This window comes from Nitrosomonas sp. Nm166 (assembly GCF_900112825.1).
Lineage (GTDB): Bacteria > Pseudomonadota > Gammaproteobacteria > Burkholderiales > Nitrosomonadaceae > Nitrosomonas.
Genome location: NZ_FONE01000005.1, coordinates 22,161 through 42,862 on the forward strand (window position 1 = coordinate 22,161; position 20,702 = coordinate 42,862).

Sequence of the window (20,702 nt, forward strand, 5' to 3'; positions counted from 1 at the left end):
CTTATTGCTCATATGCCCCCAGCCCTGAAATCTCGCGCCCCTGAGCAAGTTTGTGCAGCAGCGGAATCAGCTCTTCCATCAGCGCCAGCTCCTTTTGCGTGCGCACCTTCCAGCCCAGTTCCTGCGAGGCGAAGAGTTCGCTCAAGACTTCACCGTCGAAGATCATGCGGCGCAGGATGCTGTCCACAAAGTCTTGCAGGGCGGCGGTGGCGAGGCCATGTTTGGCGGCCACATCGGCGACGGCTTGGTTGGTTTTGGCGACCTTATATTGAGCATATTCCTCTCGAACGCCTTGCACGGTATGGGGTTTGCTGGTGTCGAGGCTATCGATGTATTCGGTGAGAGCTTCGCGGTCGTCGATGAACTTGGCATCGGACTGGATCAGGCCAATGAGCTGTTCGCGGCTCATTCTCTGCTTGCCCGGCGCTTGGCTGGCGTAGCGGGCAATCAACGCCATGATGTAGTCGTAATCGATCACGCTGCTTGCAAACAGCACGAACTCGAAATCGAGCTGCTGCACTTCCGGCGCGGTGTTGTCGTCGTGTTTGTCCTGCTGTTCTTTCAGGCGCTGAGCCGTCTCCAGATAGACGCCCTTGAAGCCCTGCAACTGTTCCCTGGGCAGCACCTGCTCGATGCTGGCCTTGTTCTCAGGCGTCAGGTCGGTGTACTGGTCGAGCTGGGTCTTGAGGCGCTGCACCTCTTTGAACAGGTTGATGAACTGGCTGCGAGCGACGTCTCCCTTGAGGTTGGGCACCGCTTCCGGTTTGTTGTCCAGCCCTTGGGATTGCATGAAGTCGCCAAGCTTTTGCACGGCGGTTTGCAGCTTGCCGATGACCACCGGCGCCTTGTCCACCAGCCAGATTTCCTTGGCGGGCTTGCCGGCTTGGCCGGAAAAGAGTCCGATGGCCGTATCCACGGCCTCCTGCTGCTGGCGGAAGTCGAGGATGTTGCCGTAGGGCTTAGTGTCGTTGAGCACGCGGTTGGTGCGCGAAAACGCTTGAATCAGGCCGTGGTATTTGAGGTTTTTGTCCATGTAGAGGGTGTTCAGGTATTTGGAATCGAAACCGGTGAGCAGCATGTCCACTACGATGACGATGTCGATCTTCTGCGCATGGGGCAGGTCCTGATTGGGGTATTGCTGATCCTTGATGCGCTTTTGCACATCCTGATAGTAGAGGTCGAATTCGTTGATGCTGTGGTTGGCGCCGTACTGCGCGTTGTAATCGGCAATGATGGCCTTGAGCGCCGCTTTCTTTTCGTCCGGTGCTTGTTCATTGTCGGCCTTTTCCTGCGGCAGGTCTTCCTGAATCTGCTGCACGTCCTTGTTGCCCTCGGCAGGCGGCGAGAACACGCAGGCGATGTTGAGCGGCTGGAAGTCAGGATCGGCGGCCAGTTTTTCCGCCTGCACGGTTTTGAACAGGGCGTGGTATTCGATCGCGTCGTTGATCGAGGCCGTGGCCAGAATCGCATTGAACTTGCGTCCGGCGGTGGCGGCGTCGTGCTTGGTCAGGATTGCTTCAACAATCGCTTTCTTGGTGAGTGCTTCGCCCGGCTTGGGTTTGTTCTTGCCATCGGGCTTGTAGTAATCAACATGGAAGCGCAGCACGTTACGGTCTTCGATGGCGTGGGTGATGGTGTAGGCGTGCAGTTGCTGCTGAAAGATGTCCGCCGTGGTCTTGAATGACGCCTGCTGGCCTTCAATCTGCTGATAGCTGGCGTTGTCGTCGAAGATCGGCGTGCCGGTGAAGCCGAACAACTGGGCGTTGGGGAAGAATTCCTTGATGGCCTTGTGGTTCTCGCCGAATTGCGAGCGATGGCATTCGTCGAAGATGAACACCATGCGCTGATTGCGCAGCGGTTCCAGCCGGGCCAGATAGTTGCGTTTGTTGCCGCCGTCGAGCGCCAGGCCGAGCTTCTGGATGGTGGTGACGATCACCTTGTCGGCGTAGTCGTCGGAGAGCAGCCGCCTTACAAGCGTTTCGGTATTGGTGTTTTCTTCGACGCACTTTTCCTGAAATTTGTTGAATTCTTCCCGCGTCTGCCGGTCGAGGTCTTTGCGGTCCACCACGAACAGGCATTTGTCGATGTCCGGGTTGTCCTTGAGCAGGGTCGATGCCTTGAAGGAGGTGAGCGTTTTGCCGCTGCCGGTGGTGTGCCAGATGTAGCCGTTGCCGCAGTTCTGGTGGATGCAATCGACAATGGCCTTGACGGCGTAGATCTGGTAGGGGCGCATCATCAGGAGTTTCTGCTCACTGGCCACCAGCACCATGTAGCGGCTGATCATTTCACCCAGCGTGCATTTGGCGAGGAATTTCTCGGCGAAGCTGTCCAGATGGGTGATCTTGTTGTTGTCTTCGCCTGCGAACTGGTAGAGCGGCAAAAAGCGTTCGTCGGCGTTGAAGCTGAAGTGGCGGTTGTTATTGTTGGCAAAGTACCAGGTATCGCTGCGGTTGCTGACGATGAACAGTTGCAGGAAACACAGCAGGGTTTTGCTATAACCGTTGCCGGGGTCGCTCTTGTAATCAACGATTTGCTGCATGGCCCGGCGCGGGCTGATGGCAAGGGTTTTCAACTCGATCTGCACCACCGGCAAGCCGTTGATGAGCAGAATCACATCATAGCGATGGTGGCTGTTGTCAGTGTTGATGCGCAGCTGGTTGACCAACTCGAAGCTGTTCTTGCACCAGTCCTTGATGTTGACCAGGGTGTAAAAAAGGGGTGTGCCGTCATCACGCTCAAAGCTGTTGAGTTCGCGCAGGTGGCGGGCGGCCGCAAAAACATCCAGGGTAATGATCTGCTCCAGCAGCCTGTGAAACTCGCTATCGGTGAGGTTGACGCGGTTCAGGGCCTCGAAATGCTGGCGGAAGTTCTGCTCCAGCGAGGCGCGGTCACGAATGTCCTGGCGGTAGTTGTATTTGAGGTCGGCTAGTTTGGCGATCAGGCCTTGTTCGATCTGGGGTTCGATTGCTGTCATTGGAGCGATTCAGAAGTTCAACTTGATAAATTCTACCGGTTTTGATTGTTTCTTCGTTAGCAATGAAAAAATTTGGTAGAGAATGAAGTCGAGCGGTGAGAAATCCTTATATTCATCAATGTTGCAAAAAACAGAGGGTCTTGGGAAGTTAAGCACTTACTAGAGTGTGATGCCAATAGCTACCTCACAAATGGCTATAATATGGGAGCTTCGCCAGGCTGGATCACTAAAATTACGCCCAAAATGCGTGATATGTTACGTCAAGATTGAAACATATCAAGGAAAAATTCATACCGGTGCTGTCTGTTTTTTTAATAATGGTAGTTTAAGACTCAGGTTTGACAGTTCCCACCAGCGCAGCCAGTGCACCGGCAACACCTTCGACGACACGTGCCATCCGGTTATAGTCAAGCTTCTCGGGTGTATCGCTAGCCCGATGATAGTGTGGATAGCGATAAAACGCCGTATCGGTGACCATCACTCCCTGGTAGCCCTGCTGCCAGAACGAGAGGTGGTCGCTCCATCCGACTCCGGGTACGGAAGCTGGGCTTGCGAGTGTCTCAAACGGGAAGTTTGAGTTCGCAGCGAATGCCCGGGCGAGTTCCTTAAGTGCGCGGCGTGACTTGAGATTTGAAACAAAGCCGATGAAGTTGCCGCGATTGGGATAGAACCAGCGCAAAAAGGATGGATAGTTCTGGCTGTCTGGCTGATCGCTATAGCAGCCTAGCATCTCGAGCGAGAGCATGATGCGGATATCGTCATTGCGCTTACGCGCAGCCCGTGCGTAGATTTTGCTGCCCATTTCAGCAGAATTAAAAAGCTCTTCATTGACAAATGCGACCAGCCGCAGGGTGCGCTCGGGTTTTATTGCTGAGAGATGTCGCGCAATCTCGAGGAGAGCGGCAACACCCGAGGCGTTGTCATCCGCACCTGGGCTACCCCGCACGCTGTCGTAGTGCGCACCCACGAGCACGATTTCGCTGGCGTGCGCGCCACCTTGAATTTCGATCTCGAGATTCTCGCTCCAGACGCCTTCCATATCATAGCCCTGGGCATGAACCTCGTAGCCGAGCTGATGCCAGGCGCTGCGGATGTACTCGGCAGCAGCATGAAGCGCCTGCGGCCGCCACACGTTGCGCTCGCCGATCTGGCCGGCAAGTTGTTCGACGTGCATCTGTAGGCGTTGCTCGAGTAATGATTTCATTTCGCTTTTCCTTTTATTTCGGGATGCCGCTCCCAGATGAGTACACCATTTCGCCATACCTTCCGTACCCGATGAAATGGCACAGTGTGCAGCGTGCCGTCGTCCTCCACCGACTCGAACATGAAGTGCTGTCCGGGTTCGATAACTATCTGTGCGAGCGGCACGCGCTTGAGCTGGTACTCAACCCTATCCTCATAGGCAAGTTCGAACTGGCCCTTGCCAAATTCAGGGTCCCAGCGGATGCGGGCGAGCAGTTCGTGGATGGGGATCATGATTACTGCTCCCGACGTGGTATCACAGTGACGTGTATGAGCCCTGCCGCTTCCGAGACGTCAAATGTTATTGGCAGGAATTGTTCAATCAGCCACATGGCCGTACGCGCATGCAGCGAAATGGTTCGTGTGCTGAATGATCCGCCACCCGCGAGGGCTAAGTAGACGAGCATCTGGTCAGCCGCATGCACATCGAGCGCAGCACTGCTAGCGAGATCTGCCGCAAGTTCCTCGCCGACGGCTTCACCCAGTGCTTCTGCCCGTACGCCTCGTTCTGCGACGCGCGCTGAGCCTAATATCGTGTGTTCACTCTCAGTCCAGCCTACGATTGCACCGCCAGGACCGAAAGCCGCCTCGTGACTCAATGTTTGGGTTTCGATGCGCGCCTGGGTACCGTAAATGCCAAGCCGGTCGAGCACTGCCTGCTTCATCCTCATCGCGATGTGATCGGGAAGATTGGTCACGTGCGCGATGCCCCGAATCGCCTTTATGTGCCCGAATGCAGAGAATTTTACAGGTATGAGCTGCGCTGGCCTTACTACGACTTCGATCTCGCCACCGCCCTGCGGATAGTAGCCGCGCCGCAGTATGCGCATTTCCACCTGCGCATCGAGCTGCTTGATGAGGCGGATGAGTATCTCGCACAGATAATCGGCGGGAGGCGCCTGCCGAACGTCGGTGCCGCCGGTGATATGGACCTTACAGGTCGCGTGCATCACCAGCATGACCGGCAGCAGGGCCTGCAGCACGAGCGTCACACTGCCCGCAGTCCCGATATTGAAGCGATATTCGCCAGCACGAAGCCTTTTCGGTTCGAAAGTAATCATTTGTGACCGTAGCGCAAGGCCTTCGATCTTCGCGTCGCAGAGCTTTCCCACCGCGTGCACGGCAGCGAGATGCTGGGGTGCAAGGCCAGGTTTGTCGCGTCGCGCGCGGATGTTCGTGATGCGAACCCCGATACCAGTGATGGCGGACAACGCTGCAGAGAGCCGCAGCAACTGGCCACCTCCTTCACCGTAACTGCCGTCAATGTCGAGCATGGATCTGTTCTACCTTCAGAGCGAGTAGCGATGCGCGCCCGATTTGAAGCTTGAGATGCGCCTCGCGGCATCCAGCATGATCCGTGCAGTGAAAGTCGATACGTCGAACCGGGCCTCAAGGAGCAGCGCAGCATGCGCACCTGTTCGCTCTGTGCCGGTTCGTTCGAGTAAAATGCCGCGGCCTTCCTCCTCGAGTGCGGCAATGCTCTCGACTTCAAATACCAGCGTTCTTTCACCGACAAAAAGCGGATCAGCGACGAGTGCAGCTTCGACCGTTTCAAGTGTTGTACCCTTTGCAAGTTCGACGTAAACATAGCGGGTCAGTTGCCCTTCCGCGTCTCGCGTTTCAGTAGTGAGTGCATCTTTTACGCCTTGAATGCGCTCTACCGCTTCGGTGTGATGGAGGCTGGCGCCTGGCCGATTAGTGTGCGTAGTATGACCATCAGGCACCAGTATTGCGAATGCGCGCTCAAACAGCGGCAGAATACCTGGATTCCATCCTGCGCCAACCATGGCGGGCACCCCATGGTGATGCGCTGCATTGTCGATTGCTTCATAGTGCGCCTTGAGCGCATGTTCTTCGAGGATCGCACACTCGATGATCGGGATTCGTGCCTGTAGTAATTCGCGCGCAACGCCTAAGACAATATTTGCTGGCACACAGACAAGCGCTCTGTCGACACGCTTTAAGTCACGAACATGCGTAACTACTGGAACTCGACTGAATGGATCAGGCAGTGTCTTTGGCGTGTCTAGGTGGCGCACAACGCCGGCAAGCACGAGATCGTCGGTGTCACGTAATGCAAGTGCACACGCACGTCCCACTCGCCCAAACCCGATGATTGCGATGTTAAGCTTTGCCATGCGTTTTCCTCCTCCTTGTCAATTGCCATGTACAAGAGGTGAATGGTGAGAAATGTTATCGCGCAAATGTTAATTATCTGACACGTCGATATGACTCTACCGCCTCATCGTCTATTTTACGCAGCTTGCCTAGAGTGCTTTATGGTTCAATCTTCGTTCCCAGCACTTGCAGGAATTTGGCAAGCCAATCAGGATGCGCAGGCCAGCCGGGGGCGGTGACCAGCTTGCCATCTGCGTGAGCCTTATCCATGGGGATATCTACATATTCGCCACCTGCACGAGTAACATCAGGTTCCACCGCTGGGTAAGCAGCACATGCTTTGCCCTCAAGAACGCCTGCTGCCACCAGCAGCTGCGCACCATGGCAGATGGACGCAATCGGCTTGTTGGCATGCGAGAAGTGCCGCACCATTTTGAGCACAATCCTGTTCAGGCGAATATATTCCGGTGCACGCCCGCCAGGAATGATCAACGCGTCGTAGTCTTCGGCCTTAACCTCGGCAAACGTTGCATTCAATGTAAAGTTGTGACCAGGCTTTTCGCTGTAAGTTTGATCTCCCTCGAAATCATGCACTGCCGTGCGCACGGTATCGCCCGCCTTTTTGTTGGGACAGATGGCGTGAACGGTATGTCCTACCATCAAAAGTACCTGGAAAGGTACCATGACCTCGTAGTCTTCCACATAATCGCCGACTAACATCAAAATCTTCTTTGCACTCATCGTAAACTCCTTGTCTTGTATTTTGTAACTATACACGGCCTTGGGGAGCTTTCTGAAGTGGAAGGTAATAGGATAAAAAATAATGCACTTTATCGGTGTTCGTTAAAATGGTTTATAAAAAACTGCATTTCAATGGAAAGATATTTTTAAACCGCTTAGAGCGATTGATTGATAATCCGATTTATGAGATCTGATGATTGATGCTGGCCTACATCAGAATCCATCCGTAGCTGGTGCAAAAGCTAGTAATTAAGACATGAGCTGCGCAGATGAGGCTTTTAGCTGCACCAGGATCTGGGAAATTGCCTGCATACTTTCAATGCATTTCTGTTGCCGTGTCAACAGTATCTTTTTTTTCAAAGTAATTTCAAGGTGTTATTTACAATTTTTTAGACAACCTTGAATGTTCAGGCTTAAATTAAATTGAAACAGTAAAAAAGTATTTTTTCTTACGATGTAAATAATAATAATTATAATTCTTGTTTATGGAAATAATTCTTTAATATATGGTCAAAAGAAGAAGAGTTAGTTAGAACATATTCAGACCCATAATAGGTGAAGTGGAATGAGGGAGAACGATGGTGAATGGCGATACCATGATATTACTAGGAGAAATTCTTGCGCAAGGCGGTTGGACCATGATACCGCTCTATGCGTGTTCAATCGTGGCGCTTACGGTGTTTCTTCGCAAGCTCATAGAGTACCGGGCGGTACATTTGTCCGACCTCAGCTGGTATGAAAATACCCTCAACCTAATCCGTTTGGGAAATTTCGACGCCGTGAGCGGAGCGTGTAATCACCATCCTCACCCTGCAGTTGCCGTAGTATGTGCCGTCGCGCAAGCGCTCAAAGAGCGGCCTGATCTTGCTGAATCTGAGGCTAGACGAGTAGCCAGCCTCGAGCTGCAGAAATTGGAAAAGAACCTTTCACTGCTTTCCTTTATTGCTCAAATTGCACCGCTGCTGGGTTTGCTGGGCACGGTATTTGGCATGATCAATATGTTCATGGGCCTTCAAGAATCCGGTAATTCCAGCATCAATCTGTCAGAATTATCCTCGGGAATCTGGGAAGCGCTTGTGACAACGGCTGCCGGCCTGACGATTGCAGTTCCCACGCTTGCAGCATATGGCTATCTTACAAGCCGCTTAGACGAGGTTCGCCTGCAGTTGAGCGATATTATTCAATGCATGTTATACGTTGCACCCAACGGTGAAGTCAGACCGGAGTGACGGATGAAATTTGAAACACGTAATCGTACTTCACCCACGATCAATCTCACGGCTTTGATTGATTGTGTATTTATCCTGGTCATTTTTATTGTACTGGGTGCCAATTTTCATCGGATTCAGGCAATGGAAGTTTCGATTCCAGAAGCAAAATCATCTGGCAAAGCCGACGCAGAATCTCTTGTCATTACGATCCCGGTAACAGGTGCAATCGATGTACAGGGTAAGAAGATTGAATTGGACGAGTTGAGAGACGTTTTGCAACCGATGGTATCTCGCTTTGAAACCGTGCTATTGGTAGCGGATCAGTCTGCATCGGTTCAACGCGTCGTACAGATTTTGAGCGATGCTCAGGCAGCCGGATTTATAGCAGTGAGTATTGCGACTCAAAATCCTGAAGGCCATGCGCCATGAATCGCGCCATGAATGGGGTAGGGGATTGGTTTATCCCTATCTTGGTGACATGCCTTGTGCATGGCGCTATTACTATAGTGCCCATTCATTTTACAAAGAGAAATGATCCAGTATCCGAAACAATAGTTACGCTTAAATTAGTATCACTTCCTCAAGTATCCCTTTTGCCTGCCGGAGGACAGTCTGGATTTTTGCCGGAAAAGAAACCATTTCCTCCCAAGAAAATTTATCAAGACAAAAACAAAACAGCAGCGCCTATTCCGCCAAGACCAATTGCTCGATCACAGAACAGGGCCAAGGTGGAAACAGAATTACCGCAGTCCGCTAGTGCTCAAGAAACATCAACCGCTTCAAATGTAGCCGCTATGCAGCCAGGAACAGGAATAGGGACAGGAATAGGAACAGGAGCAGGAACAGGAGGAGGGGGCTCTGATCCAGTGATGTTGTCCTCAGAGCTATCGGTTATTTGTCCGGTATTGAATCCTCCTCCCTATCCTCGTCAGTCTCGCCAGCTTGGCGAAGAGGGTAAATTGACACTGAAGCTCGAGTTGAATGAGAACGGCCGGGTGAAAGAGATCCAAGTGCTCAATAGCAGCGGATATCAACGTCTTGATGAGGCTGCCATTGCTGCCGTAAAAAGTTGGCGTTGCAATCCCCCTCTACAGAACGGTCAGCCAGTGCGGGCTATTGCCTTGCAGCCGTTTAGTTTTGTATTGGAAGAATAGAAGTGAAATGATCTCCCACTATTTTAATGGTGTGTCAGTAAACTTTGAGCTGCATTTAAAAGAATCTGAATAGCGATGGTAAAAACAACCAGATGAACTTGCTTATGAGCTAGGCAATTTATCAGATAATTTCGCTAAAAAACATATGAATATATGACAATGCCTCTTAAAGTTCTAATCCTGGGCCATGGTGAAATGGGGCATGCAATGGAATATTTGCTCCAAGATCATCATCAATTGGATATTTGGGAAAAATTTCCGCAAAGTACTTACCCGCATGCCGTCTTGGAAGAAAGTGTGTGCCGCATGCAGATATCGTATTGTTCTGCTTGCCAGTTAATCCGCATCATGAAGTTGTCCAGCAAATCGCACCATTGATGAAAAAAACTTGCCTTTGCGTCAGCAACGCTAAAGGATTGGATGAAACGGGCAAAACCGCGGCACAAATCTTTTCAGAAAACCTGGCCATGCATCAATCGTATGCTTTATGGCCCCATGATTTCCGAAGAAATCCGGGCGGATCGTTATGCTTTTGGCCAATTGGATTGCCGTGATCTTGCTTCATTGCATACCGTTCAGACCTGTTTTCGCCACACTAAGCTATATATCGACCATACTTCTGACATCACGGGCATCAGTTGGTCAGTGATTTTAAAGAACGTCTATGCCATGGCATTTGGCATGGCCGATGAACTCAAACTGGGTGATAACATGCGTGGTTATCTTGCAGTTGCAGCTTTACATGAACTCAATCAGATTGTTCATCTGATTGGTGGACAGACAGGCAGCCCCTATCATTTGGCAGGATTGGGAGATCTCATCACCACGGCTACCAGTGAAGGCTCCCATCACCATGAATTAGGGCGCAGATTGGTAAGAGAAGAAACTGATGATATTTCGGAGAAGGTCCTCATACTTTGAAAATGATCAATCAATATCAATTACTTAACACCTCGAATTATCCGTTATTTCAACTCGTAAACACGATTGTGATGCATCTAGGGAATGTAAAACTTAAATTTCAAGAATACCTTGAACATGTGTTTATGAGTTGAGCAATCAAGATACCATACTCCGATGCATAAAACAGTCCTCCAAGCGGCGTATGCCAGTTTCTTCTTTTGGCCTCTGTGCTGATACCCCTTTTCCCTCTCATTAGCAGTTAATACTGCCGATCCATTGGACTGATAACACCTTTTCCGTCCTTGTTTAACACATGGGTGTAAATCATCGTGGTGTAAACATCCTTGTGCCCGAGCAATTCCTGTACGGTACGGATATCGTATCCCGCCTGCAGTAAATGGGTCGCGAAACTATGGCGCAAGGTATGGCAACTGGCCGGTTTGTGAATCTCTGCTGCCTGGACTGCTTGTCTCGACAAATCCTTCCTGCAAATCCTGAGCATGTAAAGCCAGTGGGATTGCAGCGGCGTAACCAGTGAAGCAGGCAGCATAGTTGCCCGATCCTTGCCGCCTTTGCTCTCTCGCACAAGATTTCCTGACGGGAAAACTCGATATCTTTTACACGCAGCCGCACATACTCCATCAAACGTAAACCAGCGCCGTACAACAGGCTTGCCATTAGCAGGAACGCCCTTGCAGTTTATTCAATAACTTTTGCACTTCCAATGCTGTCAACACCACTGGCAAACGTGCCGGGCGTTTGGGGCGTTGCATCGATTCCAACCATGCCAATTTACGCCCCAAAACTTCTTTGTATAAAAACAGCAGTGCGCACAACGCCTGATTTTGTGTAGATGCAGCCACATTGCGTTTTACAACGAGATAAGACAGAAACGACTCAATTTCTTTTTTCCCCATCGTATCCGGATGCCGCTTGCTGTGGAAGAAAATAAAACGCTTTATCCAGACAATATAAGATTGCTCGGTGCGGTAACTGTAATGCTTGAGCCTGAGTTTGTCCCGCACCTGGTCCAAATTCCGGGGTTTGTTTTCCATGGGTTTATTCATCATATATTTGTGGATCTAACAAAGCCTGTTATGATGAAAACTAAATCGACGCAATTCCATAAAACTTAAGTTAAGAGCATGCAGTTTGCCGTGTTAGATTTTATTGTTAACGTAAAGTATTACGTCATTTCGGAGGTCTAATTCTAATTAGCGACAGGCCACGGACGAATACCAGAATCGTACTACGGAGGATACAGTCGTGGAGATTATCACTCTTGTCATCGTAATTTATGTTGCTGTTCTTGTAATGGTGTTCCATCAGAAGTTTCGTGCATGGGCAGTAGCCGTGGTTGCGATCTTATGCGTCATCGCGACTTTGCCAGCACGGTCTGAATCCTCGTTTACCCTGTTCGAGAGCGGTCAGGTCCGCCCCCTTGCGCTTTCGCCTGACGGCAAACACCTCTTCGCCGTCAACACCCCGGATAACCGGCTCGAGATATTCCGTGTCCGCAAGCGCGGGCTCACGCACATCGATTCCATTCCCGTTGGCCTTGAGCCGGTCGCAGTTGCGGCGCGCTCCAACACCGAGGTGTGGGTCGTGAATCACCTCTCGGACAGCGTGAGCATCGTTGACGTGAGTAGAACGCACTCCCGTCGCGTGGTGCGCACGCTACTGGTGGGCGATGAGCCGCGAGATATTGTATTCGCTGGCCCGGGCCACAAGCGGGCGTTTATCACGACCGCGCACCGTGGCCAAAATACAGGCCGCGACCCACAACTCACTACCCCGAGTGTTGGTCGTGCCGATGTGTGGGTGTTCGATGCCGACCATCTGGGTGCCTCACTCGAAGGCACTCCGCTCACCGTGATCACCCTCTTTACAGATACACCGCGTGCCCTTGCCGCCACCCCGGATGGGACATCTGTGTACGCCGCAGGCTTCCAGACGGGAAACCGCACCACGACGATCAACGAGTTCCTGGTGCGCCAGGGCACCGCTCCACCCTTTGCCCGTATCTACCCTGGGCCGCTCACCAATCACGCAGGCATTCCCCAGCCTAGGGTAGGTCTCATCGTGAAGTTTGATGGCACGCACTGGGTCGACGAGCTAGGGCAATCCTGGGATGACATGGTGATGTTCGAGCTACCGGATCAGGATGTTTTCACAATCGACGCCATGGCCAACCCGCCTAGGGCGGTAGAGGGTGGAGAGTACAGTGGGGTGGGCACAGTCCTCTTTAACATGATCGTGAACCCGGTTAGCGGCTATGTATACGTAGCGAACACCGAGGCCCAGAATCACAATCGCTTCGAGGGGGCTGGGGTATTCTCGGGCGGACGCACGGTGCGCGGTCACCTTCACGAGAGCCATATCACCGTGCTGGGCCGTACCGCCCGCGTCGAACCGCGGCACCTGAACAAACACATCGACTTCAGCCAGTGCTGCGCCCCGATCCCAAACGCGGAGAATAAGACCAGTGTTGCATCTCCGCAGGACATGGCGATCACCCAGGACGGCTCGACGCTCTATGTGGCGATGTTTGGGACGAGTGAGATTGGGGTCTACGACACGGACGAGCTTGAGAACGACTCTTTTACTCCCAACACCGCCAATCAGATCTCGGTCTCGGGCGGTGGCCCCAGTGGCGTGGTGCTTGATGAGACCCGCGACCGCCTTTACGTGTTAACCCGTTTCGATAATTCCATCTCGATCATTGATACAGCGAGCCGTACCGAGGTCGCTCACATCCCGATGTACAACCCCGAGCCGAGGCATATCGTCGAAGGCAGGCCCTTCCTCTACGACGCCTCCTTCACCTCCAGTCATGGGGATTCGGCCTGTGCGAGCTGCCATGTCTTTGGCGACTTCGACAGCCTCGCCTGGGACCTCGGCGACCCAGACGACAATGAGGCCCCGAACACCGGGCCGTTCCGCGTCGATGAGCGGATCGGCTTCTTCCTCTTGCGCGGACTCCCCGAGAATCCGCACTTTCGCCCTATGAAGGGCCCCATGACCACCCAGAGCCTGCGCGGTCTAGATAATCACGGCTCGATGCACTGGCGCGGGGATCGCACCGGGGGCAACCAAGCCATCCTGGACGAGGACGCCGGACCCAACGAGCAACCCAACGGTGGCGCATTCAATGAGGACCTCGCCTTTCGCAAGTTTAATGTCGCCTTCGTAGGCCTCAACGGACGGCACGAGTTCATCCCCGCGCAGGATATGCAGAAATTCACGGACTTTATACTTGAAATCACCTACCCGCCGAACCCGATCCGCAACCTGGATAACTCGCTCACAGCGCAACAGCAGGTTGGCCGGAACTTCTACTTCGGGGACAAGTCGGATACCTTTTTCAACTGCAACGGTTGCCACGTGCTGGACCGAAACGGCAACCGCGAGTTTCCCGTGGTGAAGCGGCCGGGCTTCTTCGGCACCGATGGCCAGTTCTCCTTCGAGGGTGAGTCGCAATTCTTCAAGGTTCCGCATCTGCGCAACCTGTACCAGAAGATCGGGATGTTCGGTATGGCTCCGCCTCCACCGTCGTCACCGCCGCCCTTCGATCCGTCGCAGGTGGCGCCGCTCGGGAGCTTACTCTTCGCCCCGCTCGCGAACAACGGTCCGATGGGGCCTCAGGTACGCGGCTTCGGCTTCCTCCATGACGGCAGCGTTGATACCGCGTTCCGGTTCGTGAGTGGCTCGGTCTTCCTCCCCCGAGCGCCCGGGACAATTCCAAGCCTCGACCCGCGCACACCGCCCGAAATGGTGCCTGACCCTGGCAATATCGGTGGCCTGCCGCCGACCCCGGAAGGCATCACTCAGCGCCGCGCGCTTGAAGCTTTCATGCTCGCCTTTGATAGCAACCTGGCACCGATCGTAGGCCAGCAGGTAACTCTCACCGAACACAATACCGCGGTAGTCGGACCGCGCATCGATCTCCTCATCGCGCGAGCCGACGCGCACGAGTGTGACTTGGTAGCAAAGAATCGCTGGGGTGGACTCCTCTATATCGGTGAAGGAAGGTTTAAATTCTCACGCCAGGGGATACCGGATATCCCGGATGGGATCCTCCGCGCCACGGCGCTCCTGCCTAAAGGAGAGATCACCTACACTTGCGTGCCCCCCGGCTCCGGCATACGGATTGGCATCGACCGCGATGAGGATGGTATCCTCGATAGCGATGACCATGATACACGGCGAAGCTATTCTCCCCAAAGTATCAGTCAAAATCAACAAAATGTATTTGGAGAGTAGGTATGAGTCAGACACGAACAAAGAAGGCTTTGCCTAACTATCGCGTGGAGTGGGACGCGCCTTGATCGTCGCGCCCCACACGAGGTTGTTAGGCAGCATCTCACAAAGTCAGAGATTTTGGGCGTATGCGGTTGGAAGGCAATAGGAGGGACGAAGGTGGGCAACTCAGCACAATTCGATAGCCTGGACGCACTTGAAAATCACTTGGAAACAGCACTGCGTGACATGGAGAAGGATCGTGAATGTATCCAATGCATTGTTGCTTGATTATAAATTCACTTATGAAATAGAAATGGAATTAGGTATTCCTGAATTTGCGAATTTCTTATCAAAGAAATGATCGAAAGATTCGATCGATAAATATAGTAGCTCCAGATATAAACGAAGACTGCTCTCAGTGATTATTAATCATTCTCGCTCGTGCCCAGCGTTTTCTTTGCCAGATAACTACGCCTGTCACCGAGAGTGTTGCGACCAATAATCCCAATATGGAAACCATAATGCGACCAGGCAAGCCAAGAATGCGGCCGGAGTGCAATGGAAATTGGGCGTCCAGGAAAATATCGCCGGCACTGCCGCTTCCGGGGATTCTGTCGCCTAAATAGGCGCCATCCCGTCCGTCGAAATAAAGCCAGGGGTTGCCGAGGCTAAATTCAGCGTGATCGTGCCCTGGTTCATGAAATGTCACCCCATAGATACCATATTCCGACGCATAAAACAGTCCACCGAGCGGCGTATCCCAGTTTCTTTTTTTTGCTTCTGCGCTGGCAAGCTGAATGATCTCATGGCGTCCGATTAGGGGTTCGATGGGCTCATCGTGCGGGTTAGGTGTACGCATGGCAAATGGATTGGGTGCCAGTTCAGAAAAAAACGCCACAACGGGACGTGTGACTTCCAGTTTGAGATTCATCGATACCGCAGTTATGGCGAGTATCAACAGCATGCCCCATAGCCATACTCCGCCGGAGCGGTGTAAATCGAAATTCAGCTTATAGCTGCCTTGTTTCCAGCGGAAAGCAAATGATTTGCGCCAGGTCTGAAAATTAGGAAACGAAATCCATAAGGCGATGAAACAATCAATGCACCATACCATCGCCAGTATGCCCATAAATACAATGCCCATTTCAATATCGAATACGTCCGGAATATGCATGCTGTAGTGTAATTTATACAGAAAAGGCAGGAAATTTTCCCGGCTGAGGGAGATTTCACCCCACATGCGCGAACCACGCACTTCCCCGTTGACCGGATCCAGCGCGATTTGATTGAAACCTAAATCAAAGGCTTTGCCTGTATTGGGATCGAGGCGGCCAATCACGCCGAGTCCCAGGTTCTCATCAGGTTCGAGTGACAGTGGTAACCAGGTGATCAGTATTCTTGGATCAGATGCTTCAAGCTGGTCGGCGAGGACTAAAGGAGAGAGGGGATCGCCCTCGCTTTGTCTTTCAAACAATTGCGGATTCAACCATTCATCGAGTTCATGATCCCAGGAGATGATCGCGCCGGTCAGTCCTGAAATAAACAGGAACACTGCCAGAAATAGACCAGCCCAGCGGTGCAGGAGAGTGAGGATCTGACGACCTGTTCTGGATTTAGTGGATGGTTTTTCCTGCTCGATGTCAGCAGACAGGTTGGATTCGATGAATTTTTTCATGGGTTAAATTGCGCTATTTACAGCGATCATGGATGGCATGGTGGTTTCAGCTTCGTTATTAAATAATTTCTGATGATCAAAAGTCAAACGGCCATTTTCCATGCGCAGGAGCCGGTCGGCTAGATGAAAGTAACGATCATCGTGCGAAATGACCAGTATTGCCTTGCCCATTGCACGTAATTCTGGCAACAGTTCATGATAAAAAATATTTTTGAAGACAGGATCCTGATCAGCGGCCCATTCGTCAAATACCAGGAATGGACGATTTTCCAGATAAGCAACCACTAAAGCAAGCCGCTTACGTTGTCCCTGCGATAAGGTGAGGGTGGTAAAAGCGCCATCCTGAACTTTTACTTTATTTTGCAGATGGAGTTTTTCCAACAGCTGATTGCCTTTCTGATCCAGATCTTTGCCATGACTTGTTTCAAGCAATCGATCAAAAAGATGAAAATCAGAAAAGATGGTCGTGAAAAACTGTCTGTAGTAGTCACGATTGGTATCGTCAATAATATTGCCATTGAGAATGACTTTGCCTTCCTCTGGCGGATAAAGCCCTACCAGTAATTTTGCCAGGGTAGTTTTGCCGCTACCGTTACCTCCGACCAGAAAAGTGATTTCTCCTGGGTGAAACTGTAAATCAATAGGTCCCAAGGTAAACATTTCATCTTTTTGTTCATGATAATAACGATGCAACACGCCCTGTAACACGATCGATTGCAGCGCTGGCAGCTCGACTTTGCTGGTTTGAGATTCCGAGGAGAACATGGAATCCGTAATCTCCTCGATTCGATCAGCGGATACTTGCGCAAGATTGGCACGAGGAATATTCAACAGTAGTGCTTCGAGCGGTCCTATCATATAAACAAAAATTAATGCATATCCAGTCATGACTAATGTTCGATCAGGTATATCGCCAACCAATAGAAACAACACCATACCAATGAATGCATACAGTAAAAAATTACCCCAACCTGCTGAAGCTACAAAAATAGACATGCCGAACGTGCGTTCTTTGCGCACTTTCTCAATGGATCGCTTGAGTACGTCATCATAAAAAGTGATGCGCTTATCGCGATTAAGGCGTAATTCTTTTGCGCCGTCGGTGAGTGAGCGGAAATAGGCAAACAAATTATCCTGCTCCTTGGCGGCAATATCGAGATGCCGAATGGCGCGCAAATGAGCGAGATGATAACCCAGTGAAGCGAACCCTAGGACGAGGATTGCGAGAAGAAAAACCTGCCATGAGAGAAAGGCCATATAGACCAGACAGCCAATCACAATGACCGCATTGGTGAGAATGACTGGAAAACTGACGAAAAATTCGGCAACCCGGGTACAGTGCTCAGAAAGGGCGGATTGTACACGTGCGGCCCCCAGTAACTCGAGTTGGCGGTAATCTGCCACAATCACTTTCTCTGCGATAAAACTGCGCAGCTCAGAATGAGCACGTTGCCCAAGCCACTCAAACAAAATTGCAGTCGCTATATAATTTAGCATCACACATAGTGCAGTCACTGCAAAAATTAATGCCATTTCTTCATAATCAGACTCTGTCGTCGTAAGCGCAGAACTGATTTGCGCGATTAAGAAAACGCTAAGAATACCATGCAATATGCTTGCAAACGATGCGCCCAGAAGCAGAGGTTTAGATTGTTTAATAAGATATTTCAGCATGGCTTACCCGTTTAAATAAAAGAGAATATATTTAGAGAGACGAATGACAGGGATAAATGTTTACTCTGCTGCGCAATACTTTCAGTAAGTCTTCAATGATAAGTATTTAATTCACTGGTTCTTTATAATGAGCCAAGAATAATATTCATCCATACCATAAACATTTTGTGCTCAATTTCTCACGCCTAACCAAGCAATCGATATTTATTAGTAACGAAATTTATAAATAATAATACTTCTCATTCGTCTTCAACCAATAAGATAAGCGTATTACTCAATCAAACTTTCTTGAAGACAAATGGAGTTAAGTCGATTAAATGATCAGTCTGGTGAATTACTGGGAGCATCGCCGATGCTACCGGTAAGCTTGTCATGCTGTCCGGATCAGATTCGTTACCAGGTCACTCACGAAAATACTGCACTGTATGTGCAAAATGACGCTACCAAGAAAAAAACGATCTGGCATTTGTACCGACAATCGGACCAACTGAAACTGGCACTGGCTGATTCTCATTCAGAGCAGCCTGAAGTGACCGAGTTGTTGGCGGCAGTGGAAGCTGCATTTGCCCATTATCCCTACCAGAAAAAATTAAGCCTATCTGTTCCTGTCGATCAGTTTGCAGAGTTGCTTGATTCAGGTATTTTCATTGCTGAAGATAATCAATTGTCTGTTTATGCAGAGCTTTTTTGGCAACAAGCCCGGATATGGCATCCCTTAGCCCGCCGCCAGGCTTTTCCGATTCGTTACGTCTTCAGTCATGGAAGGCGCCATCCGCTACGGCCACCAAAGCCCAGGGGTACCGTCTACCAGCGCTATATCACGTGGCTGGGTCGTGTTTTGACATTCCGAACCGTTGATCCTGCTACTGATCTAGGCTTTTTCAATTGTTGGATGAATGATCCCGTGGTGGCAGAGTTCTGGCAGGAAACAGGTGACCTTGCCAAGCATCGTGCTTATCTTGAAGGCGTCCAGGCAGATCCGCATGTGATTAATCTTATCGGTTGCCTGAATGATGAGCCATTTGGCTATTTCGAAATTTATTGGGCTAAGGAAGATCGCATCGCCCCTTACTACGACGTGGATGATTTTGACCGTGGCTGGCATGTACTGATCGGGGAGCCCCGCATGCGAGGCAAACCTTTCGTTACTGCCTGGTTGCCCTCTATCTCGCATTATCTGTTTTTAGATGATGACAGAACACAGCGAATTGTCATTGAACCCCGCGCTGACAATCACAAGATGATCCGCAATCTTGCGCAATGCGGATATGCAAATCTGAAGGAATTCGATTTCCCACACAAGCGCGCAATGCTCGGCATGTTGTTACGCGAACGTTTCTTTACTGAACAATTATGGGTGCCACGTGCTACTGCGTCACCCTATTCTGTATCTTTATCTTGAGGATTTGGTTATGAAAATTTATGATTTGATCGGCATTGGTTTTGGTCCCTCCAATATAGCGCTTGCCATTGCACTCGAAGAGCAAAAACAGACCGGGCATCATGCCGAGTCTTTTTTCATCGAAAAACAGCCCAGCTTTGCCTGGCATGCCAATATGATGTTGGATAATGCGCATATGCAGGTTTCCTTCCTCAAGGATCTGGTCACCATGCGTAATCCTGCCAGTCATTTCACGTTCATCAATTATCTGCACCAAAAAAATCGGTTGCAGGATTTCATTAATCTCAAGACTTTTTTTCCAAGCCGCCGTGAATTCAACGATTATCTGGCATGGGCGGCAGCGCATTTTGATCACTGTTGTGCCTATGGCGAAGAAGTCATCGAAGTGCTTCCGGAAAAAAAAGGTGATGAAGTTTCATTGCTGCGAGTTCGCTCGCGTGACAATGCTCAAACCGTTCATGAACGGCTGACCCGCAGTTTAGTGATCAGTATTGGCGGCCACCCCAGAATTCCAGATTGCTTTTCATCCTTAAAAGGGGATGCGCGTGTTTTTCACTCCAATAACTATTTGAAAGAAATTGCACAGCATACGCATGCCCAAAAAATTGCTGTGGTCGGTGCGGGGCAGAGTGCATCGGAAATTTTTATGGATTTGCATCATCGCTTTGATACCACACAGATTGATCTGATAATGCGAGCCCGTTCGATCAAGCCATCGGATGATAGCCCTTTTGTGAATGAGATCTTTAATACCGATTTTACCGATTATGTTTTCAATAGCCCTGAACAGGAGCGCAGCAAGATTCTCAACGAGTTCTGGCATACCAACTATGCGGCACCTGATCTGGTTTTGATTGAGCAGATCTTTAATGTGTTTTATCAGCAGAAAGTTGCCGGTGCTGAGCGGCACCGTTTTTTGCGACGGCACGTAGTCAAAAAAGCACTCGCACAGCCCAAAGGGATTCAATTCATTTTGCAGGATTTGAACACCAATAAGGAGCGTATCGTCACTTATGACGCAGTGGTGCTTGCAACAGGCTACCACCGTGATCATTACAAATCGCTGCTAAACCCATTGATGCCTTATTTCAATGACTTGAAGGTCGATCGTCAATATCGGGTATGCAGCACACTGCATTTCAAACCAGCAATTTTCCTTCAAGGTGCTTGCGAAGCCAGCCATGGCCTGAGCGATACCTTACTGTCGGTGACGGCCGTGCGTACCAGTGAAATATCCCAGGCGGTTATCAATTTATTCAGTCAGTCAAAAAGCCTACAGGCAAAACGAACGATGTCTTCTGCACTGGTGTAGTTACATGAAGTTTATTCTGGTATTGAGTCATTAATTTTAAAATTAATAAGAAGA

The 20,702-nt window shown here is 50.6% G+C and carries 17 protein-coding genes and 1 pseudogene; 9 read left to right on the top strand and 9 right to left on the bottom strand.

Annotation, left to right across the window (positions count from 1 at the left end):
- Window position 1: 1 nt before the first annotated feature.
- The 6 genes from BM021_RS02410 to BM021_RS02435 all read right to left on the bottom strand — a co-directional run bounded on the left by BM021_RS02410 (window position 2) and on the right by BM021_RS02435 (window position 7,075).
- Window positions 2-2,974, bottom strand: a complete 2,973-nt coding sequence (locus tag BM021_RS02410; RefSeq protein ID WP_090718470.1) for a type I restriction endonuclease subunit R — start codon at window positions 2,972-2,974, stop codon at window positions 2-4.
- Window positions 2,975-3,299: 325 nt separating this feature from the next.
- A complete protein-coding gene (locus tag BM021_RS02415) occupies window positions 3,300-4,178 on the bottom strand; it encodes a M28 family peptidase (protein ID WP_090718475.1) in 879 nt (292 codons plus the stop codon).
- Window positions 4,175-4,450 carry a DUF504 domain-containing protein gene (locus BM021_RS02420; RefSeq protein WP_090718477.1) on the bottom strand — a complete coding sequence of 92 codons (276 nt, stop codon included), beginning with the start codon at window positions 4,448-4,450 and terminating at the stop codon, window positions 4,175-4,177. Before BM021_RS02420 ends, BM021_RS02415 begins: the two co-directional genes overlap by 4 nt.
- A gap of 2 nt (window positions 4,451-4,452) precedes the next feature.
- Window positions 4,453-5,490, bottom strand: coding sequence for an RNA 3'-terminal phosphate cyclase (gene rtcA, locus BM021_RS02425; RefSeq protein ID WP_090718480.1), 1,038 nt, complete (start codon window positions 5,488-5,490; stop codon window positions 4,453-4,455).
- A gap of 15 nt (window positions 5,491-5,505) precedes the next feature.
- Entirely contained in the window at window positions 5,506-6,354 is an 849-nt protein-coding gene (locus BM021_RS02430) for a hypothetical protein (protein ID WP_090718482.1), read from the bottom strand.
- 139 nt (window positions 6,355-6,493) lie between these two features.
- Complete coding sequence (locus BM021_RS02435) at window positions 6,494-7,075, bottom strand: DJ-1/PfpI family protein (RefSeq protein ID WP_090718485.1); 582 nt, start codon at window positions 7,073-7,075, stop codon at window positions 6,494-6,496.
- A gap of 578 nt (window positions 7,076-7,653) precedes the next feature.
- Here BM021_RS02435 and BM021_RS02440 point away from each other — a divergent pair.
- The 6 genes from BM021_RS02440 to BM021_RS02460 all read left to right on the top strand — a co-directional run bounded on the left by BM021_RS02440 (window position 7,654) and on the right by BM021_RS02460 (window position 10,361).
- On the top strand, window positions 7,654-8,304 hold the full coding sequence (locus BM021_RS02440) for a MotA/TolQ/ExbB proton channel family protein (protein WP_090718488.1): 651 nt from the start codon (window positions 7,654-7,656) through the stop codon (window positions 8,302-8,304).
- Window positions 8,305-8,307: 3 nt separating this feature from the next.
- Window positions 8,308-8,715 carry an ExbD/TolR family protein gene (locus BM021_RS02445; protein ID WP_090718490.1) on the top strand — a complete coding sequence of 136 codons (408 nt, stop codon included), beginning with the start codon at window positions 8,308-8,310 and terminating at the stop codon, window positions 8,713-8,715.
- A complete protein-coding gene (locus BM021_RS15925) occupies window positions 8,712-9,440 on the top strand; it encodes an energy transducer TonB (protein WP_256207734.1) in 729 nt (242 codons plus the stop codon). The genes BM021_RS02445 and BM021_RS15925 overlap by 4 nt, the downstream gene beginning before the upstream one ends.
- Window positions 9,441-9,599: 159 nt before the next feature.
- The gene (locus BM021_RS15400) at window positions 9,600-9,818 is read left to right on the top strand and encodes a hypothetical protein (RefSeq protein WP_177186277.1); all 219 of its coding nucleotides are present in this window, start codon (window positions 9,600-9,602) and stop codon (window positions 9,816-9,818) included.
- On the top strand, window positions 9,740-9,994 hold the full coding sequence (locus BM021_RS16545; RefSeq protein WP_177186278.1) for a hypothetical protein: 255 nt from the start codon (window positions 9,740-9,742) through the stop codon (window positions 9,992-9,994). The genes BM021_RS15400 and BM021_RS16545 overlap by 79 nt, the downstream gene beginning before the upstream one ends.
- Entirely contained in the window at window positions 9,936-10,361 is a 426-nt protein-coding gene (locus tag BM021_RS02460; RefSeq protein WP_177186279.1) for a hypothetical protein, read from the top strand. The genes BM021_RS16545 and BM021_RS02460 overlap by 59 nt, the downstream gene beginning before the upstream one ends.
- A 241-nt stretch (window positions 10,362-10,602) precedes the next feature.
- Here the strand turns inward: BM021_RS02460 and BM021_RS15930 are convergent.
- Window positions 10,603-11,398: pseudogene (locus tag BM021_RS15930) on the bottom strand (phage integrase N-terminal SAM-like domain-containing protein).
- A 211-nt stretch (window positions 11,399-11,609) separates the two neighbouring features.
- Between BM021_RS15930 and BM021_RS02470 the strand changes: the two are divergent.
- Entirely contained in the window at window positions 11,610-14,606 is a 2,997-nt protein-coding gene (locus BM021_RS02470; RefSeq protein WP_218147799.1) for a YncE family protein, read from the top strand.
- A 394-nt stretch (window positions 14,607-15,000) separates the two neighbouring features.
- On the opposite strand, the gene BM021_RS02475 is transcribed toward BM021_RS02470, so the two are convergent.
- Window positions 15,001-16,260 (bottom strand): PepSY-associated TM helix domain-containing protein, encoded by a 1,260-nt coding sequence (locus tag BM021_RS02475; RefSeq protein ID WP_090718500.1) that lies wholly within the window; start codon window positions 16,258-16,260, stop codon window positions 15,001-15,003.
- A 3-nt stretch (window positions 16,261-16,263) separates the two neighbouring features.
- The gene (locus BM021_RS02480; protein WP_090718503.1) at window positions 16,264-17,934 is read right to left on the bottom strand and encodes a cyclic peptide export ABC transporter; all 1,671 of its coding nucleotides are present in this window, start codon (window positions 17,932-17,934) and stop codon (window positions 16,264-16,266) included.
- Between the two features lie 298 nt (window positions 17,935-18,232).
- Here BM021_RS02480 and BM021_RS02485 point away from each other — a divergent pair, with 298 nt between their 5' ends.
- Both BM021_RS02485 and BM021_RS02490 read left to right on the top strand, forming a co-directional pair.
- The gene (locus BM021_RS02485; protein ID WP_256207735.1) at window positions 18,233-19,336 is read left to right on the top strand and encodes a GNAT family N-acetyltransferase; all 1,104 of its coding nucleotides are present in this window, start codon (window positions 18,233-18,235) and stop codon (window positions 19,334-19,336) included.
- Between the two features lie 10 nt (window positions 19,337-19,346).
- Window positions 19,347-20,648 (top strand): lysine N(6)-hydroxylase/L-ornithine N(5)-oxygenase family protein, encoded by a 1,302-nt coding sequence (locus BM021_RS02490; RefSeq protein WP_090718505.1) that lies wholly within the window; start codon window positions 19,347-19,349, stop codon window positions 20,646-20,648.
- Window positions 20,649-20,702: the final 54 nt, after the last annotated feature.

Excerpts from the sequence above, each read along its gene's own strand:
- BM021_RS15400 (WP_177186277.1), top strand. The coding sequence starts at position 9,600 with ATGCCTCTTAAAGTTCTAATCCTGGGCCATGGTGAAATGGGGCATGCA.
- BM021_RS02415 (WP_090718475.1), bottom strand. The coding sequence starts at position 4,178 with ATGAAATCATTACTCGAGCAACGCCTACAGATGCACGTCGAACAACTT.
- rtcA (WP_090718480.1), bottom strand. The coding sequence starts at position 5,490 with ATGCTCGACATTGACGGCAGTTACGGTGAAGGAGGTGGCCAGTTGCTG.
- BM021_RS02480 (WP_090718503.1), bottom strand. The coding sequence starts at position 17,934 with ATGCTGAAATATCTTATTAAACAATCTAAACCTCTGCTTCTGGGCGCA.
- BM021_RS02435 (WP_090718485.1), bottom strand. The coding sequence starts at position 7,075 with ATGAGTGCAAAGAAGATTTTGATGTTAGTCGGCGATTATGTGGAAGAC.
- BM021_RS02430 (WP_090718482.1), bottom strand. The coding sequence starts at position 6,354 with ATGGCAAAGCTTAACATCGCAATCATCGGGTTTGGGCGAGTGGGACGT.
- BM021_RS02420 (WP_090718477.1), bottom strand. The coding sequence starts at position 4,450 with ATGATCCCCATCCACGAACTGCTCGCCCGCATCCGCTGGGACCCTGAA.
- BM021_RS15925 (WP_256207734.1), top strand. The coding sequence starts at position 8,712 with ATGAATCGCGCCATGAATGGGGTAGGGGATTGGTTTATCCCTATCTTG.
- BM021_RS02460 (WP_177186279.1), top strand. The coding sequence starts at position 9,936 with ATGATTTCCGAAGAAATCCGGGCGGATCGTTATGCTTTTGGCCAATTG.
- BM021_RS02440 (WP_090718488.1), top strand. The coding sequence starts at position 7,654 with ATGGTGAATGGCGATACCATGATATTACTAGGAGAAATTCTTGCGCAA.
- BM021_RS02485 (WP_256207735.1), top strand. The coding sequence starts at position 18,233 with ATGGAGTTAAGTCGATTAAATGATCAGTCTGGTGAATTACTGGGAGCA.
- BM021_RS02475 (WP_090718500.1), bottom strand. The coding sequence starts at position 16,260 with ATGAAAAAATTCATCGAATCCAACCTGTCTGCTGACATCGAGCAGGAA.
- BM021_RS02445 (WP_090718490.1), top strand. The coding sequence starts at position 8,308 with ATGAAATTTGAAACACGTAATCGTACTTCACCCACGATCAATCTCACG.
- BM021_RS02490 (WP_090718505.1), top strand. The coding sequence starts at position 19,347 with ATGAAAATTTATGATTTGATCGGCATTGGTTTTGGTCCCTCCAATATA.
- BM021_RS02410 (WP_090718470.1), bottom strand. The coding sequence starts at position 2,974 with ATGACAGCAATCGAACCCCAGATCGAACAAGGCCTGATCGCCAAACTA.